General features: G+C 66.4%; 19 protein-coding genes. 11 read left to right on the forward strand and 8 right to left on the reverse strand.

Going from position 1 to position 16,942, the window contains the following annotated elements:
• Positions 1–128: 128 nt before the first annotated feature.
• From aroQ to aat, 7 genes are all read left to right on the forward strand, one after another.
• The gene (aroQ, locus tag AC1RUR_RS24220) at positions 129–596 is read left to right on the forward strand and encodes a type II 3-dehydroquinate dehydratase (RefSeq protein WP_492848587.1); all 468 of its coding nucleotides are present in this window, start codon (positions 129–131) and stop codon (positions 594–596) included.
• 37 nt (positions 597–633) lie between these two features.
• Positions 634–1,122 (forward strand): acetyl-CoA carboxylase biotin carboxyl carrier protein, encoded by a 489-nt coding sequence (gene accB / locus AC1RUR_RS24225; RefSeq protein WP_492848590.1) that lies wholly within the window; start codon positions 634–636, stop codon positions 1,120–1,122.
• Positions 1,123–1,204: 82 nt separating this feature from the next.
• Positions 1,205–2,563 carry an acetyl-CoA carboxylase biotin carboxylase subunit gene (gene accC, locus AC1RUR_RS24230; protein ID WP_492848591.1) on the forward strand — a complete coding sequence of 453 codons (1,359 nt, stop codon included), beginning with the start codon at positions 1,205–1,207 and terminating at the stop codon, positions 2,561–2,563.
• Between the two features lie 102 nt (positions 2,564–2,665).
• Positions 2,666–4,192: a sensor histidine kinase gene (locus AC1RUR_RS24235; RefSeq protein WP_492848593.1), complete on the forward strand. Its 1,527-nt coding sequence runs from the start codon at positions 2,666–2,668 to the stop codon at positions 4,190–4,192.
• Positions 4,189–4,629: a response regulator gene (locus AC1RUR_RS24240; protein ID WP_492848595.1), complete on the forward strand. Its 441-nt coding sequence runs from the start codon at positions 4,189–4,191 to the stop codon at positions 4,627–4,629. The genes AC1RUR_RS24235 and AC1RUR_RS24240 overlap by 4 nt, the downstream gene beginning before the upstream one ends.
• Positions 4,626–5,765 (forward strand): sensor histidine kinase, encoded by a 1,140-nt coding sequence (locus AC1RUR_RS24245; protein ID WP_492848596.1) that lies wholly within the window; start codon positions 4,626–4,628, stop codon positions 5,763–5,765. The genes AC1RUR_RS24240 and AC1RUR_RS24245 overlap by 4 nt, the downstream gene beginning before the upstream one ends.
• Before the next feature lie 60 nt (positions 5,766–5,825).
• Entirely contained in the window at positions 5,826–6,506 is a 681-nt protein-coding gene (aat, locus tag AC1RUR_RS24250) for a leucyl/phenylalanyl-tRNA--protein transferase (protein ID WP_492848598.1), read from the forward strand.
• Between the two features lie 7 nt (positions 6,507–6,513).
• Here the strand turns inward: aat and AC1RUR_RS24255 are convergent, their stop codons facing one another.
• Positions 6,514–7,551, reverse strand: coding sequence for a DUF2155 domain-containing protein (locus tag AC1RUR_RS24255; protein ID WP_492848600.1), 1,038 nt, complete (start codon positions 7,549–7,551; stop codon positions 6,514–6,516).
• A 206-nt stretch (positions 7,552–7,757) separates the two neighbouring features.
• On the opposite strand from AC1RUR_RS24255, the gene lipP1 reads away from it, so the two are divergent.
• Together lipP1 and AC1RUR_RS24265 are read left to right on the forward strand one after the other, a co-directional pair.
• On the forward strand, positions 7,758–8,705 hold the full coding sequence (gene lipP1, locus AC1RUR_RS24260; protein WP_492848602.1) for a LipP1 family hormone-sensitive lipase: 948 nt from the start codon (positions 7,758–7,760) through the stop codon (positions 8,703–8,705).
• A 16-nt stretch (positions 8,706–8,721) separates the two neighbouring features.
• Positions 8,722–9,729 (forward strand): Na+-dependent transporter, encoded by a 1,008-nt coding sequence (locus AC1RUR_RS24265; protein ID WP_492848604.1) that lies wholly within the window; start codon positions 8,722–8,724, stop codon positions 9,727–9,729.
• Here AC1RUR_RS24265 and AC1RUR_RS24270 read toward each other — a convergent pair.
• Entirely contained in the window at positions 9,726–10,664 is a 939-nt protein-coding gene (locus tag AC1RUR_RS24270) for a GlxA family transcriptional regulator (protein ID WP_492848605.1), read from the reverse strand. The genes AC1RUR_RS24265 and AC1RUR_RS24270 overlap by 4 nt on opposite strands.
• A gap of 91 nt (positions 10,665–10,755) precedes the next feature.
• Here AC1RUR_RS24270 and AC1RUR_RS24275 point away from each other — a divergent pair, with 91 nt between their 5' ends.
• Positions 10,756–11,442 (forward strand): DJ-1/PfpI family protein, encoded by a 687-nt coding sequence (locus tag AC1RUR_RS24275; protein WP_492848607.1) that lies wholly within the window; start codon positions 10,756–10,758, stop codon positions 11,440–11,442.
• Between the two features lie 501 nt (positions 11,443–11,943).
• On the opposite strand, the gene AC1RUR_RS24280 is transcribed toward AC1RUR_RS24275, so the two are convergent.
• On the reverse strand, positions 11,944–12,351 hold the full coding sequence (locus tag AC1RUR_RS24280) for an NADH:ubiquinone oxidoreductase subunit NDUFA12 (RefSeq protein WP_492848609.1): 408 nt from the start codon (positions 12,349–12,351) through the stop codon (positions 11,944–11,946).
• Between the two features lie 232 nt (positions 12,352–12,583).
• Here AC1RUR_RS24280 and AC1RUR_RS24285 point away from each other — a divergent pair, with 232 nt between their 5' ends.
• Entirely contained in the window at positions 12,584–13,183 is a 600-nt protein-coding gene (locus tag AC1RUR_RS24285) for a BA14K family protein (RefSeq protein ID WP_492848611.1), read from the forward strand.
• Positions 13,184–13,224: 41 nt separating this feature from the next.
• Here AC1RUR_RS24285 and AC1RUR_RS24290 read toward each other — a convergent pair whose 3' ends face one another.
• From AC1RUR_RS24290 to AC1RUR_RS24310, 5 genes are all read right to left on the reverse strand, one after another.
• Positions 13,225–13,473: a hypothetical protein gene (locus AC1RUR_RS24290; protein WP_492848613.1), complete on the reverse strand. Its 249-nt coding sequence runs from the start codon at positions 13,471–13,473 to the stop codon at positions 13,225–13,227.
• Positions 13,473–13,772, reverse strand: coding sequence for a hypothetical protein (locus tag AC1RUR_RS24295; RefSeq protein WP_492848615.1), 300 nt, complete (start codon positions 13,770–13,772; stop codon positions 13,473–13,475). The genes AC1RUR_RS24290 and AC1RUR_RS24295 overlap by 1 nt, the downstream gene beginning before the upstream one ends.
• A 115-nt stretch (positions 13,773–13,887) precedes the next feature.
• The gene (locus AC1RUR_RS24300) at positions 13,888–15,030 is read right to left on the reverse strand and encodes a helix-turn-helix transcriptional regulator (protein ID WP_492848617.1); all 1,143 of its coding nucleotides are present in this window, start codon (positions 15,028–15,030) and stop codon (positions 13,888–13,890) included.
• A gap of 21 nt (positions 15,031–15,051) precedes the next feature.
• Positions 15,052–16,191 carry a helix-turn-helix transcriptional regulator gene (locus AC1RUR_RS24305; RefSeq protein WP_492848619.1) on the reverse strand — a complete coding sequence of 380 codons (1,140 nt, stop codon included), beginning with the start codon at positions 16,189–16,191 and terminating at the stop codon, positions 15,052–15,054.
• Positions 16,192–16,386: 195 nt separating this feature from the next.
• Entirely contained in the window at positions 16,387–16,653 is a 267-nt protein-coding gene (locus AC1RUR_RS24310) for a hypothetical protein (RefSeq protein ID WP_492848621.1), read from the reverse strand.
• Positions 16,654–16,942: the final 289 nt, after the last annotated feature.

Here is a 16,942-nt window from a genome sequence, read left to right on the forward strand (position 1 = left end):
GGCTTCCGCACAGGTTTTTGCACCCCGGATGAGGTACCTGAAGGCCCCTGGGAGGCCCTTCAAGGCTTCCCCTCACGCGCTTTGTTACCTATAACCCCCGCCACGCCGAAGCACCTGCCGGGATAGGAATGGCCGAACTCGCAACCGATACGATCCTCGTTCTCAACGGGCCGAACCTCAACATGTTGGGGACGCGCGAGCCCGAAAAGTACGGCCACGCGACGCTGGCCGACGTCGAGGCGCTGTGCCGGGAGACGGCGGCGACGTTCGGTCTCAAGGCCGACTGCCGGCAGTCCAACCGCGAGGGCGAGCTGATCGACTTCATCCACGAGGCGCATGCCCGCAAGATGAAGGGCATCATCATCAATGCCGGCGGCTATTCGCACACCTCGATCGCCCTGCACGACGCGCTGCTCGCGGTGCAGATCCCGACGGTCGAAGTGCACGTGACCAACATCCACGCCCGCGAGAGTTTCCGTCACCACTCCTACACCGCGCGCGCGGCCTTCGCCTCGCTCTGCGGTTTCGGCATCGAGGGCTACCGCCTCGCCATCCAGGGCCTGGCCGCCAAGCTCGCCATCAAGCCCAAAGCCTGAAGCTTCCTCATCCAACAGAACATTCGGATCAAAGAACATGGCGCGCCAGCCAGACGACAAAGCAGCCGCAAAGTTTTCCAGCGAGGATTCCGCGCTCGTCCGCGAACTCGCGCTTCTGCTCGATGAGACCAGCCTCACCGAGATCGAGATCGAACGCGCCGGCCTGCGCCTGCGCGTCGCCCGAAACATCAGCGTTGCCGCGACGATGCCGATGCCGGTGGCGGCCGCTCCCGCCGCCCTGCCGGTCGCCGCAACCGCTGCCGCGCCTGCCGCGGCCGACCTGTCGAAGCATCCCGGCGCCGTGACCTCGCCAATGGTCGGCACCGCCTATTGGGCGCCTGAACCCGGCGCCAAGCCGTTCATCGAGGTCGGCAGCAAGGTCTCGGTCGGCCAGACGCTGCTGATCATCGAAGCCATGAAGACCATGAACCAGATCCCCTCGTCGCGCGCCGGCACGGTGACGCAGATCCTGGTCGAGGACGGCCAGCCGGTCGAGTACGGCGAGCCGCTGGTGATTATTGAATAAGCGAGTGGCGAATGGCGAGTAGCGAATGGTCGCCGCATTTCCATTCGCTATTCGCTACTCCCTATTCGCCAGTTGAGGCACCATGTTCGACAAGATCCTCATAGCCAATCGCGGCGAGATCGCCCTTCGCATCCTCAGGGCCTGCAAGGAGCTCGGGATTGCGACCGTCGCCGTGCACTCCACCGCCGACGCCGACGCCATGCATGTGCGCCTGTCGGACGAGAGCGTGTGCATCGGGCCGCCGCCGTCCAAGGACAGCTATCTCAACGTGCCCGCGCTGCTTGCGGCCTGCGAGATCACCGGCGCGGACGCGGTGCATCCCGGCTACGGCTTCCTGTCGGAGAACGCGCGCTTCGCGGAAATCCTCTCCGAGCACAATCTGCATTTCATCGGCCCCAAGGCCGAGCACATCCGCCTGATGGGCGACAAGATCGAGGCCAAGAAGACCGCCAAGCGGCTCGGCATTCCCGTGGTGCCCGGCTCCGACGGCGCGGTCGGCCCCAGCGACGATGCGATGGCGATCGCCAGGAAGATCGGCTTTCCCGTGCTGGTGAAGGCCGCCGCCGGCGGTGGCGGGCGCGGCATGAAGGTGGCGCAGAGCGAGGCCGACCTCCAGGTGGCGCTGTCGACGGCCGCCAACGAGGCCAAATCCGCCTTCGGCGATGCCTCGGTCTATCTGGAAAAATATCTCCAGAAGCCGCGCCACATCGAAATCCAGATCCTCGGCGACGGCCGCGGCGGCGCCATCCATCTCGGTGAACGCGACTGCTCGCTGCAACGCCGCCACCAAAAGGTCTGGGAGGAAGGCCCCTCGCCCGTCCTCTCCGCTGCGGCGCGCGCCAGGATCGGCGAGACCTGCGCCAAAGCGATGCGCGAGATGAAATATCTCGGCGTCGGCACCATCGAATTCCTCTACGAGGACGGCGAGTTCTACTTCATCGAGATGAACACCCGCATCCAGGTCGAGCATCCCGTCACCGAAAGCATCACCGACATCGACCTCGTGCTGGAGCAGATCCGCATCGCCGCCGGCGGCGAACTGCCCGCGAAGCAGAACGAAGTCCAGATCATCGGGCACGCGATCGAGTGCCGCATCAATGCCGAGAACCCGCAGACCTTCCGTCCCTCGCCCGGCCGCATCTCGCAATATCACTCGCCCGGCGGGCTCGGCGTCCGGATCGATTCCGCGGTCTACCAGGGCTATACGATCCCGCCTTATTACGACTCGCTGGTCGGCAAGCTGATCGTCCACGGCAAGACCCGCGCCGAATGCCTGATGCGGCTGCGCCGTGCGCTCGACGAGATGGTGGTCGACGGCATCGAGACCACCCTGCCGCTGTTCCGCGACCTGGTGCGCCAGGACGACATCATCAACGGCGACTACCACATCCACTGGCTGGAACAGTATCTGGCAGGCCAGACAGAACCCGCCGCGAAATAGTCTCGCCTCCCATGGAACCCTTTGGCCCCAATCGCGTTCTGGACGGTTGGGAACAGTTCCACGGGGGCGTTTTGTCCGCTGACACAACAAGGCAAGACCGTCGTGACCGCTGAGGCGCAACGGCGGCGTGCAATTTGGCAGGCCCTGCTGGTCGCGGCGGGGCTCGTTGTGCTGACCGCGATCAGCGCGGGCTCCGTCTACCTCGTCAACAAGGCCCGCGACGACGGCAAATGGGTCGTCCATACCATCGAGGTGGAGAACCAGATCAACGCGCTGCTGCTCGAAGTCCGACGCGCCGAGAGCAGCGCTCGCGGCTTTCTCCTGACGCAGGGGCCGGATTTCCAGTCGGATCACGAGACGGCCGTCGCAGCGATCATTCCGGCGCTCGACAAGCTCACGCGCCAGATCGGCGACAATCCGGCGCAACGCGATAGCATTGAGAAGCTGAGCGCGGCGATCGAGACCCGGCTCGACCAGTTCTCGCGCGAGATGAATTTCGTGAAGCAGGGGCAACCCGACAAGGCCACGGCGCTGATCCGCGAGGCCGCCGCCGGCAACATCACCACCACGATCAGCAACCAGGCCAACGCGATGATCCGCGAAGAGGAACGACTGTTCCGGATCCGCACCGCCAATTCCGACCGGAGCCAGACGCTAGCCGCCTCGATGACGGGCATCGGCTCCGGCCTCGTCGTGCTGCTCGCCCTGATCTCGATCTGGCTGGTGCGGCGCTCCGCGCGCGCCCGTGACGAGGCCGAGGCGCGCCAGCGCGATGCCAACGTCAATCTGGAGGCCGTGGTCGACGAGCGCACCGCCGACCTGCGCGAAGCCAACGACGAGATCCAGCGCTTTGCCTATATCGTCAGCCACGATTTGCGCTCGCCGCTCGTCAACATCATGGGTTTCACCAGCGAGCTCGAAGAACTCGGCGGCGACATCTTCCGCCGCATCGGCGCGCTTGCCCATGTCCCGGCCGGCGGGCCGCCGCTGGCGCCCGCCGCGCCCGGCGAAATCCCGCTCGAAGGCGCCGACAAGCAGCTCTCCGAGGACTTTTCCGAAGCGCTCGGCTTCATCAAATCGTCGATCGCCAAGATGGACCGGCTGATCTCGGCGATCCTCAACCTCACCCGCGAGGGCCGACGCGAATTCCAGCCGGAGAAGATCGACATCCGCGAGTTCGTCGCAACCATCGTGTCGACACTCGCGCATCAGGCCGTGGAAGCGCAGGCCGAGATCCACGTCGAGTCCCTGCCGAACATCGTCAGCGACCGCCTTGCGCTGGAGCAGATCTTCTCCAATCTGATCGACAACGCGATCAAATATCTGAAGAGCGGCGTCCCCGGAGAGATCAGAATCCGCGGGCGCACCAAGCTCGGCTATGCCATATTCGAGATCAGCGACAACGGTCGCGGGATCGATCCGAAGGATCATCAGCGGATCTTCGATCTGTTCCGCCGCGCGGGAACCCAGGACAAGCCCGGACAGGGCATAGGTCTTGCACACGTGCGTGCACTTGTGCGCCGTCTCGGCGGCACCATGTCGGTATCGTCGGAACTGAACGCGGGCAGCACATTCACGATCACGCTGCCCGTCGCGTGGAACGCCAGCAATCGGAATACAGATCGATGACGCAGCCTGTCACTATCATCATGATCGAGGACGACGAGGGGCACGCCCGGCTGATCGAGCGCAACATCCGCCGCTCCGGCGTCAACAACGAGATCGTCTCGTTCGGCAACGGCACCGATGCGATGAGACACCTGTTCGGCGCCGACGGCAGCGGGCTTCCCCAGAAGGGAAATGCGCTCCTGATCCTGCTCGACCTCAACCTGCCCGATATGAGCGGGATCGACATCCTGAAGCAGATCAAGGAGAACAAGTATCTGAAGGCCTCGCCCGTGGTGGTGCTGACCACCACCGACGATTCCCAGGAGATCAAGCGCTGCTACGAGCTCGGCTGTAACGTCTACATCACCAAACCCGTCAACTACGAGAATTTCGCCAACGCCATCCGGCAGCTCGGGCTGTTCTTCTCGGTCATCCAGGTCCCGCCCGCCGCCCCATGAACCAGAGAATGCCGACGCTGCTCTACATCGACGACGACGACGCGCTCGCGCGTCTGGTCGACCGCGGCCTGACGCGGCGCGGCTACCGGGTCGTTCACGCCGCGAGCGGCGAGGAAGGCCTCGAGCAGATCCGCCGCGCGGGTGCCCAGGACAGTAGACAAGGCAGTAGACAAGACAGCATGGTCGACGGCATCGACGTCGTCGCGCTCGACCAGTACATGCCGGGTCTCGACGGCCTCGAGACGCTGGAGCAGATCATGGCGATCCCGGGCGCCCCTCCCGTGGTGTTCGTCACCGCGTCGCAGGATTCCAGCATCGCGGTCACCGCGCTGAAGGCCGGCGCGGCCGATTATCTCGTCAAGGACGTCAAGGGCGACTTCATCCCCCTGCTCCACGTCGCGGCGGAGGGCGCGCTGCGCCAGGCCGCATTGCAGAAGGCGCGCGAGGAAGCCGAAGCGGAGATCCATGCCTCGCGCGACCGCTATGCCGCGCTGGCCGCCGAACGCGAGCTGCTGCTGCGCGAAGTCAATCACCGCGTCGGCAACTCGCTCCAGATCATCGCCTCGCTGCTGCACCTTCAGGCGAACTCCGCCGGGCAGGACGAGGTCAAGGCCGCGCTGACCAACGCGATGGGCCGCGTCGCCGCGGTCGCGCAGGTGCACCGCCGCCTCTACACCTCGCAGGACCTCAAGAGCGTCGTCCTGAACCAGTATCTGGATTCGCTGCTCGAGGATCTCAGGCGCTCGGCCGAAGGCAACCGGATGTCGCGCCTGACGCTGAAGGCCGAGCCGATCGAGATCGATCCGGACCGTGCGGTCGCCGTCGGCATCATCGTCAACGAGCTGGTGATGAACGCGGTGAAATACGCCTATCCCGACGGCGCCGGCCCCATCCATGTCGAGCTGACCTCGCAGGACGAGGATCTCCTGCTGGCCATCGCCGACGACGGCGTCGGCGACAAGGTCAAGGCCGATCCGCGCTCCACCGGCATGGGTCAGCGCATCGTCGCAGCCATGGCGACCAAGCTCGACGCCTCGGTCGAGCGCGACCCCGCCCACAGCGGAACCCGCATCATGCTCCGGTTCCGCCGCATGCCTGCGGCGCCCGGCAGGGCCAGCAGCGCCGCCGCGAGCTGACGCGCACCGCCCGGCGCCCCCCATCGCAACCGCATTGCGATCCTGCTATTGTCGCAAGCCATGAATTCGCGCGATTCCGCCTCGTCTGAAATCACGCCAGCCGTGCTGCTGCGCGCCTATGCCTGCGGCATCTTTCCGATGGCCGAGAGCGCAGACGACCCAACCCTGTTCTGGGTCGAGCCGGAATTGCGCGGCGTGATCCCGCTCGACGGATTTCGCGCGGCCTCGCGGCTCGCGCGGACCGTACGCTCGGATGTGTTTCGCGTGACCGTCAACACCGCGTTCAAAGCCACGATCGCCGGCTGCGCCGCGCCGCAGGCCGGGCGCGAGGACACCTGGATCAACAAGCGCATCCGCGATCTCTATGGCGGGCTCTTCGAGCTCGGCCATTGCCACAGCGTCGAGGCCTGGCAGGGCGACGACCTCGTCGGCGGGCTCTACGGCGTGAGCCTGGGACGCGCCTTCTTCGGCGAGAGCATGTTTCACACCGCGCGCGATGCCTCGAAGGTCGCGCTGGTGCATCTGGTGGCGCGGCTCATCCATGGCGGCTTCGAGCTGCTCGACACTCAATATGTCACCGAGCATCTGAAGAGTTTTGGCGCGGTGGAGATTCCGCGGCGGCGCTATACTGCGCTGCTCGACAAGGCGCTCGCCGGCGAGCCCGGCGATTTCCTGAGGCTCTCGGCTGGTGAGGCGATCCCCGGCGCACGCGCGCTCGAGATCATTGCCTCGCGGCCATAGATCCGGTCTACCGGCTGCCGAACCCGGGGATACCGAACAGACCTGGCCGCTGCTCCGGTGGCGGAGGGGGCGGTGGTGCCGGCTGCTGCTGGATCGGCGGCAAGGGCTGCGGCGGGCGCTGCTGCACGGCCTGCTTGGGCGCGGCTTTCTTCTGGGCGGGCGGCGGCGCAGCTGGCTTGGTCGCGGGATCCGGTGCTGCGGTCGCAATGGTCTGCTGCGGCTCTTTGCAGTCGGTCAGCCAGATGTCGTAGATCGGATGCTCGACGCCGTGCAGGCCGGGGCTTGCGGCATACATCCAGCCCGAGAAGATGCGCTTCACCTCGCCCTGCAAGGTGATCTCGTCGACCTCGACGAAGGCGTCGGTGTTGGCGGCCTCCGTCGCCGGCCGCGTGTAGCAGGCGTCGGTCTTGACCCGCAGCGCGCCGAACTGGACGGTCTCGCCGATATCCTCGTCGAAATTGATGATACGCCCGGTGATCTTGTCGAGGCCGGAGAAGGTCGCCTTCTTGTTCACGATCTTCTGGGCCGGCGGCTCGGTCACGACCTCGTCGCCCGGCTGGAGGCTTGCCGGCGTCTGCGGCACGGCACCGCCCGGCCCGCCCTTCTGCTGGGGCTGGCGCTGACCGGGCGCACCCGGCTGGGGGGCTCCTGGCGGCGCGACCGCCACGGGCGGCGGCTGGTTCGGTGGAGCGACGCTGCTCCCCGGCGGCGGCGCCAGGGGCTGGGTCTCGACCGGCCCTGGCATCACGTTGCCCTGCCGGCCCGGCGGCGGCGCCATCGGACGCGACGGCAGCACGCGGCCCTGCGGCGGCAGCTCGGGGACCTCCTCGTCGTCGTCAGGCACCTGCGGCTGCGGCTGTCCGCGCGGAATGCTGCCGGGCGGCCGCAGCGGCGGCGGATCGGAGAAGATCGTGCCGATCTGTGCCTGCGCGGGCGTCGCAACCGTCAATGCGGTGGCGGCCAGAAGCGCCGCAAGACCTGTCAGGGTAAAGGTTCGAACCATTGTCTCGCGCGGCTTCAACAGCGAATCGGGCTTGCTGGACATTCTACAGGGGATACCGCCGCTCGCAGGCCATCCGGTTAACACGGCGAATACGGCGGGGGAAGGGCGGCATCCCTGCCCTTCCCGGCACTGTCTGGCCAGACCGGCTCCCGGATGGGATAGTCGGACGCCCTCTCTCGGGGGAAAGCGGCGGGCAATCCCCCGAAAACGACGTCCAACCATAACCGGAAACCCTCGAGGTCGCTCCCATGCCCGTTGTGCTCGATCCCGATGCCGCCGCCGTCTACAAGGCGTTCCAGGAGGCCGGCCGCCCCGCCTACGAGACCCTGACCGCACCGGAAGCGCGCGCCTATTACGCGCAGGCGCGCTTTGCCACCAACCCGGAGCCGCCCGAGCTTGCCCGCGTCACACCGCTCGCGATCCCGGCGTCGCATGGGAGGATCCCGGCGCGGATCTACGTGCCCAAGGCGCCGCGCCAGCACGACGGCCTGTCGCCGGCCCTGGTGTTCTTCCATGGCGGCGGCTGGGTGATCGGCGATCTCGACTCCCATGACGTCGTCTGCCGCCAGCTTGCTGTTTCAGGCGCCCTCGTCGTGATCTCGGTCGACTACCGCCTCGCGCCCGAGCACAAGTTTCCCGCCGCAACCGACGACGCGATCTCGGCGACCAGGTGGATTGCCGCGAACGCGCGCGAGCTCGGCATCGACGCCTCCCGCCTGTCGATCGGCGGCGACAGCGCCGGCGGCAATCTCACCGCGGTCGTCGCGCTCGCCGCGCGCGACGCTGGCGGCCCCGCGATCGCCGGCCAGGTCCTGATCTATCCCGCGACCGATTTCGCCATGACGCATGGCTCCCATGGCGAGCCCGAGACCAGCGTGCTGCTGACGCATTCGGTGATCCGCTGGTTCCGCGATCACTATCTCAATGGTGCCGCCGACATCCACGACTGGCGCGCCTCGCCGGCGCGCGCGACAGACCTTGCCGGCCTGCCGCCGGCCTATGTGCTGACCGCCGGCGCCGATCCCCTGCGCGACGAGGGCGACGAATATGCCGCGCGCCTGAAGCAGGCCGGCGTTCCCGTCACCACCAAGCACTATCCCGGCCAATTCCACGGCTTCTTCACCATGGGCAAGCTGTTGCAGCAGGCCAATGTCGCCGTCAGCGAGATCGGCGCGTGGTTGAAGGGATTGGGCTGATAACGCCATCACCCAGATGCTGTCCGTCCTTCGAACTGTTTTCGCCATCCCTGTCCGCGCCCTGACATGGCTCGGCAACCAGGGCACGCGCGCCGTCGCGGCTATCGCCTTCATCGCGGTCGCCGTGCCGCCGCTCGGCGCACTGCTGCGCCCCTACGTCACCGAGGCGATCTTCCTTCTGCTCTGCATTTCCTTCATGCGGGTCGATCTGGCGGCGCTGCACGGCCATCTGCGCCGCCCGGCGCTGATCGCTGCCGCCACGGCCTGGACCACGATCGGCGTGCCGCTGATCGTCGGGCTGACGGCTTACGCGACCGGGCTCGACAGAAGCTCACCCGGCCTTGCTCTGGCGCTGATGCTCCAGGGCATGGCCTCGCCGATGATGGCCGCGCCGGCGCTTGCAGCGCTGATGGGTCTCGATGCCACGCTCCCGCTGGTCACACTGGTGACCGCCACCGCGCTCGTGCCCTTCACCGCCTCGCTGTTCGCGAGCCTTTTCCTCGGCGGCATGCTCAGCATCTCGCCGCTCGCGCTCGGTGCCAAGCTGCTCGCCATCCTCGCGGCGTCGCTGATCGGCGCAACCGCGATCCGCTGGATCTTCGGGGCTGAAGCAATCCAGCGCCACAAGCGGCCGATCGACGGCTTCAACATCCTCATCCTGCTGGTGTTCGCCTCCGCCGTGATGGGGGACGTGGCGCATGATTTCGTTGCCGACCCCACGTTCGCGATCGGCGTCGCGCTGCTCGCTTTCGCCGTCTATTTCACGCTGCTCATCGTCACGACGCTGATCTTCCGCCGCGCCGGCCTTGAGCGCGCCTTCGCGATCGGCCTGATCGCGTCACAGCGCAATCTCGGCCTGATGCTGGCCGCGACTGCGGGCGCGCTGCCGGCCACGACCTGGCTCTATTTCGCGCTGACGCAGTTTCCGATTCATCTTGCGCCCTATTTGCTGGCGCCGATCGCGCGGCGCCTGACGGCGCGGGCTGACAATTCCGGCGGGGCAGCGGCAAACAGCACGACCTAACCCGCCCGCGCCGCGCGGCGCAGCGCCTGGGGCGGCTGGCCGAAGGCGCGGATGAAGGCGCGCCGCATCCGCTCGGGATCGCGGAAGCCGGTCGCCTCGGCGACGAGCTCGATCGCCTCGCGCGAGGACTGCACGCGCTCGCGTGCGACCTCGAGCCTGAGCCGTTCGATCGCCTTGGACGGCGTCGTGCCGGTCTCGGCGGCAAAGGCGCGGGCGAAGTGCCGCGCGCTCATGCCGGCGCGATCGGCGAGATCCTCCACCGTCAGCGGCGCGTCGAGATTTTCGCGCGCCCAGGACAGCAGCGCGCCGAAGCGGCCGTTCGGCGTCTTCAATTCCAGCAGCGAGGAGAACTGCGACTGGCCGCCGCTGCGGCGGTGGTAGAGCACGAGCTGGCGCGCGGCCTGTTGCGCGATCTCTTCGCCATGGTCCTCGGTCACCATCGCGAGCGCAAGATCGATCCCGGCCGTGATGCCCGCCGACGTCCACACATGGCCATCCCGCGTGAAAATCTGGTCCGGCTCGAACTTCACCCTGGGATAGCGCGCGACGAAGTCGCGCGTCCGTCCCCAATGGGTGGTGGCGCGGCGGCCGTCGAGCAGTCCCGCTTCGGCGAGCACATAGGCACCCGAGCAGACGCTGGCGACCCGCACGCCACGCTTGGCCAGCCGCTGCACGAAGCTGCGCGTGACCTCGCAGCGCGCGGCATCCGCTACCCCCGCGCCGCCCGCGATGACCAGCGTCGTGATCGCAGGCGCCGATTTGAAATCCCGCGCCATCATTTCGACGCCCGACGAGCTGCGCACCAGTCCCGCCTGCACGGCGAGCACCCGGAGTGCGAGCGGCTTGCCGCTGGCGCGCGCCGCGATCTCGAACACCGAGATGGGACCTGCCGCATCGAGCAGCTGGAAATCGGGGAAGATCAGGATGCCGATCATGGTCATGTCCGAAAGTGAGGGAATTTCGCCATTTTGGACATCAACGCATCATGACAGGCTGCGTCCGTCAAGCTCATAGTTGGAGGTTCTCATGTCGGCACCGCTCCAGATCGGTCTTCTGGTGTTTCCGCGCGTCACCCAGCTCGATTTCACCGGCCCCTTGCAGGTGTTCTCCGCCGTTCCCGGCGCAAAGCTGCATCTGATCTGGAAACGGATCGAGCCGGTGCCGAGCGATTCCGCGCTCACGGTGACGCCGACCACGACGTTTGCCGACTGTCCGCAGCTCGACGTGATCTGCGTCCCCGGCGGCCGCGGCACCGACGATCTGCTCAATGACGAGGAGGTGCTCGCATTCCTGCGCCGGCAGGCCGAAGGCGCCAGGTACGTCACGTCGGTCTGCACGGGTTCGCTGGCGCTCGGCGCCGCCGGCCTGTTGAAGGGCTATCGCGCCGCCACCCATTGGAGCGCGATGGAGATGCTCGGCCAGTTCGGCGCGACGCCGACCAAGACGCGCGTCTGCGTCGATCGCAATCGCGTGACGGGCGGCGGTGTCACCGCCGGGATCGATTTCGCGCTGACGCTGGTGTCGATCCTGGTCGACCGCACCACGGCGGAGGCGATCCAGCTCGGGATCGAATACAATCCGGCGCCGCCGTTCAATTCAGGATCGCCGGATACCGCGCCCGCCGAGGTGCTGGCTGTCGTCAAGGAACGCATCGCGCCTTTGCAGGCCTACCGCCTCGATGCCGTCAAGCGCGCGGCTGAACGGGTGGCGTGATTTCCACGCGATCAGTCTCGTGTCCCGAACGCGCTGCAGCGCTCTTTGCGCTGCTGCGCTGAGCCGGGACCCAGCCATACCCACCGCCGCAGCAATGGGCCCCGGCTCTGCAGCGCACCGCTGAAGAAGCGCTGCGCTGCGTCCGGGGCACGAGACATCCACAAGTCCAACAGAAAAAGGCCGCTCGGTTTCCCAAGCGGCCTTTCCTGTCTTACGGCGGCTACACATTTCATCGGGCGATTTCGGAACTTCCAGACCGGGGGCCTATCTCCCGATCGAGTCCTGGTCGGCGGCCGCTGCATCTCGGGACAGTCGCGAACTGTTGCCCGAACCGAACGCGATGGTCTCCCATCTCCGTAAGATGGGATCATTGAGCCGCATCGCCCGCGTCAGCGCAACAACCGCGCAAGCGGCATCCCCGCTGTTCCCGTTGTCCACAGCGGGTTGTCCGGATGCGCCTGCATCCAATCCGAAGATAAAGATTTGAAGAGGGCTGGATGCCTAGCCGGGGGTCCAGGGCTGATAGTCGCCGGTCGCCTTCGGACGCTTGCCGCCGGTCAGCGTCGAGCCCGAGGGACGGTAGGCGTTGGCCGTGCCCGTCAGATTCGGCTGATGCGGCTTTTCCCACTCGCGCGGCTGGTAATTGTCCTGCGTCGGCGGCACGTCGACGACGTGATGAATCCAGCCGTGCCAGGACGGCGGAATCCGGCTCGCCTCCGCGTAGCCGTTATAGATCACCCAGCGCCGTTCGAATCCGAGCGTCGGATCGATCGCCCCGCCGCGGGTGCGATAGTAGAGGTTGCCCTGCTCGTCCTGGCCGACCAGCTCTCCGTACCGCTTGGTCCAGAGCTGGGTGCCAAAGGTCTGGCCACTCCACCAGGTGAAGAACTTGAGAAAGAACTGTTTCATGCGGCAAGGGCCCTGCTTCGTCGGGTCCTGATGCCATCCGGGCGCCGAAATGTCCAGTTCGGCGGTGCGGGCGGAGCCCCACGCAAATGCGGGCCCCGCCGCAAATCGAACGCGATCCGTTCATGCAGGGTACAGCGACGGCGTGAAAATCTCCCCTCACACGCGCGAAGCGGCGTGATCCGGGAACCTCCGCTGTTTCGAGGGGTTTGCTTCCTGGAAAAGGAGTTTGACCATGAACAATCTAAGAGTCTTGAGCGCGGCAGCAGCATTGGCGCTGGTGCTTCCGCTGGCGACGCCGAGCTTCGCGCAGGGCCCTGGCGGCCGTGTCGCTGGCCATGTCGGCGGCGGTGGCGGCGCACACATCGGTGGTGGCGGCGGCGGCGCCCGAATGGGCGGTGGCGGTTTCAGCGCCGGTCCACGGATCGGCGGTGGCGGCGGTCATTTCGCCGGCGGCCCCGCGATGCGTCCCAGCGTCAGCCCAGGGCCCTCGTTCAGCGGCGGCGGTGGCCGCAGCTTCGCAACGGCCGGCAGCACCTGGCAGGGCGGTGGCGGTGGCTGGCGTCACCATCATCATCGCGGTGGCGGCTTCTGGCCCGGCGTCGCGGCGGGTGCCGCGATCGGCGGCCTCGGCTCCTACGCCTATTACGGCGGCGGGTATTACAACGATCCCTACTATTACGGCGACGACAGCTATTATGACGAGCCGTCGGTCGCGGTCGTGCCGGACAGCGGTGGCGACTCTTCGGCCTACTGCGCCCAGCGCTACAGGTCCTACGATCCGGCGTCGGGCACCTATCTCGGCTATGACGGCCTGCGTCACCCCTGCCCGTAACGCGGCCTGAAACGATCGATCGATATGGGCGGCGCCGACGATTATCGGCGCCGCCCATGCATTTTGGCCGGCTGTTTGCGGCTCTCCAGCTTGCGATAGAGCTCGAGCCAGCGTCGCTCGCGGGCCGTCAGGGGCTCGCCTTCGAACGACCACGCCGGACGCCCCTCCTCGTCGAGCGGCGCGGAGGCATCGAGCCGCTCGAATTCCGCAAGCTCGTCGGGGGTCGGACGAACCGCGGCGGACACATCCAGGTAGCTGAGACGACCGGTCTTGCGCGATGTCTTCGGCATCAGGCGAGCCCCGACCGGCGCGGCAGATAGCGCGTCGAATTCGCGACATCCGGACGCGGATCGCTACCGCGCGGATTCGCCGCGCGCTCGCGCAGCGCTCCGATCAGCCTGACGATGTTCACGGGAATCAAGGCGCCATGGAGGATTGCGATCGGCGCGAGATGGAGCGCGAAGGCGTAGATCAGGAAGGCGACGTTGCTACAGAGCGCCACCAACCGCAACGGCACCATGCTGCGCATGTAGAAGGTCAGGAACACCAGCGATGACGCGACATATCCGGCCACTTCCACCCATCGCACGGCAGACCTCATTTGCGGTCGGCCCGGCCTGATCGCGCGCGCCAATGGCCGGACTTGCTTCGCCGCGAAGGTACGCGATCGGCCTCGCGGCCGTCATCACCCGACCGGGTGACCATCATTGTCCCGAATCCGTCTCAGCGATCCGCACGCTGCCGATCGCGGTGATCAAGCCGGCAAGTTCCGACTGGCGGCTGGTCGCGGTTTTCGCGAAGACGTGGCGCAGATGCGTCTTGATGGTATTGGGCGACAGGTTCAGCGACTGCGCGGTCTCGATGATCGTGTTGCCGGACGACGCCGCCAGCGCGACCCGCGCCTCGGCGTGGGTCAAGCCGTAGGCATCCATGATCTGCCCGAGCGGGATCGATCGCCGGTTGGCGGGATCGACCACGAACAGGAGCACCGCCGCATCCTTCACGCCGGCATCGGACAGCCGCCCGAGATCCTTGCTCCGGATCGAGGAGACGAGAATGGTCCGGAGGCGACCGTCGACGTTGCGCGGCAGGCTCATGGTGCCGCCGGCGTCCCCCAGCAGCGCGCCGCGGATCAGCTCGCCGAGCCGCAGCGAATGCACCGGCGAATGCGTCCCGATCGACTGATGCAGCCGCAACACCCCCTCCTCGACCATCCGGCGCGCCGTGGCGTTGGCAAACAGCACCTGCGCCTTGCGGTCGAGCACGACGACGCCGTCGGCGAGCCGGTCGAGAACATTGAATGCGGCGTTCTGCATGGCGAGGTAGCCGTCGATCCGAAATCCGAGCGTCACCGACCGGCACAGATGCGGTGACAGCGATTCCAAGAGTCGCTGCTCGTCGGGATCGAACGGCCCCCGCCGCGCGCTGCGACACATGTTGAAGGCGGCACGAAAATCCTTGCGCGCCGCCAGCGCGATCATTCCATTGTGCGCGACCTCCTGCGGGCGCAGCACCTCGTCGTAGAACGCGGTTGCGCGAAGCTCCGCCAGCGAGACCGCTTCGTCGGACATCACCAGCCGCCCGATCGGCTGGCTCTCCATGTGCTGCGACCACGGATTCTGCATGTGCCGCTCCTGATAGGCGCGGTTGCACGCCTCGTTCAGGCGGCCGTTGAAATCGAAATAGATCCGCTCCGCGGTGAGGGACTGACCGAACAGAATGCCGCCCTCGCTCTGCGTCAGATCGGCGATCGCCGTGAGCGCATGCGGCCACAGATCGTTGTCGGCCGCGGCGTCATAGATCAGGTCGAGAACCTTCTCGATCCGGTCATTGGAGAAGTTCATCATGCTCCCTCGCCGGGCCGTGCCTCATGGCCCGGACTCCGTTTCGCCGATCCGCGTGCTGCCGATCGCCGCGATCAGCCCGGCGAGCTCGGCCTGGCGGCCGGTCGCGGTCTTCGCGAACACGCGGCGCAGATGCGTCTTGATCGTGTTGGGAGACAGATTCAGCGACTGCGCGGTCTCCAGGATCGTGTTGCCGGACGAGGCCGCCAGCGCGACCCGGGCCTCGGCATGGGTCAGGTCATAGGCGTCCATGATCTGCCCGAGTGGAATCGAGCGCCGGTTGGCAGGATCGATGACGAACACCAGCACGGCGGCATCCTTCAATCCGGCATCGGAGAGCCGCCCGAGATCCTTGCCCCGGATCGAGGAGACGAGGATGGTCAGAAGGCGGCCGTCGAGCTGGCGCGGCAGGCTCATGGCGCCGCCTGCGGCCCCGTGCAGCGCGGCGCGGATCAGCTCATTCAATCGCTGCGAATGCGCCGGCGAATGGATGCTGATCGACCGATGCAGGCGCAACGCCCCCTCCTCCGCCATACGGCGGGTGGCGGCATTTGCGAACAGCACTCGCGCCTTGCGATCGAGCACGGCGACGCCGTCGGCAAGCCGGTCCAGGACGTTGCATGTCGCGTCCTGCATGGCGAGGTAGCCGTCGATCCGAAATCCGAGCGTCACCGACCGGCACAGATGCGGGGACAACCATTGCAAAAGCCGCTGCTCGTCGGGATCGAACATGCCCCGCCGCGCGCTGCGACACATGTTGAACGCGGCGCGAAAGTCGTCGCGCGCTGCCAGCGCCATCATTCCGTTGTGCGCGACCTGCTGCGGCCACAACACTTCGTCGTAAAATGCGGAGCGTTGAAGCTCCTCCAATGAAACCGCTTCGTCCGACAGCACCAGCCGCCCGGCCGGCTGCGTCTCCATGTAGCGCGACCACGGATTCCGCATGTGCCGCTCCTGATAGGCGCGCTTGCATTCCTCGTTGAGGCGGCCGTTGAAATCGAAATAGATCTGTTCTGAGGTGAGGGACACACCGTAGAGGATGCCCCCCTCACTGCGCGTGAGATCAGCGATCGCGGTGAGCGCATGCGGCCACAGATCGTTTTCCGCTGCCGCATCGTAGATCAGGTCAAGGACCTCTCCGATTTTCTCGCTGGAGAAATTCACCGTACGCTCCCTGCGTGAGGCCGCCGACAGCAATCCGCGCAATCCAGGGCGGTATCATGATGATACGGCGACTCGTCGCAGCGAGCCTCACCCATTCGGGTGATGAGCCGCTTCGATCCCGCTTTCGCTCTCCTTTCAACTTCACGATCGCGTGGGCGTCCACAACGTGGGCGTGATACCCATCGCCTGAGCAAATCAATTAAGATAATGGCGCTTGGACTTTCCGCTGGGAATTTGCGACGTGGGCAAATCGCCGGCCGCATCGATGCCGACCGGATGACTTTGATCCGCCACCGTCACGCTCCTGTCGTGAATCCAGAAGCCGGCGAACAGGACAGCAAGAACGATCGCATAGGCTGCGCACGAACGGCGCGCCCATCGCCGATATGTCGCGCGATCTTCCTCGCTCAGGTCCTGCACATCCGTCGTCGAACGCAACCCATGAAGCGCGAGTTTGGTCATTCTCGGACCTCCTGCGTGAGCCGATACGTCAATACGCATCGGTCCGGAGCGAGATCTCCGGCCAGCCCCGACCAGGATCACTGTTCGGAAATACGTCAAGCCGGGATCGCGCGTCATCATCCGCCTGGGTGAGGCGCGCGTGAGGTGATGTGATTTCTCACCTGGTCGCGGCTCTCGTGCCCACAACACGGCACGAAGACAACTTCTGATGGTTTTCGAACGACGTCACCTCGCGCGCAAGGAGAGTGTGCCCTGCGCGCCACGGTTGCCGCGGAAGTCGCGTCGCCGC

It is taken from the genome of Bradyrhizobium sp. GW821-FHT12B03 (assembly GCF_058807535.1).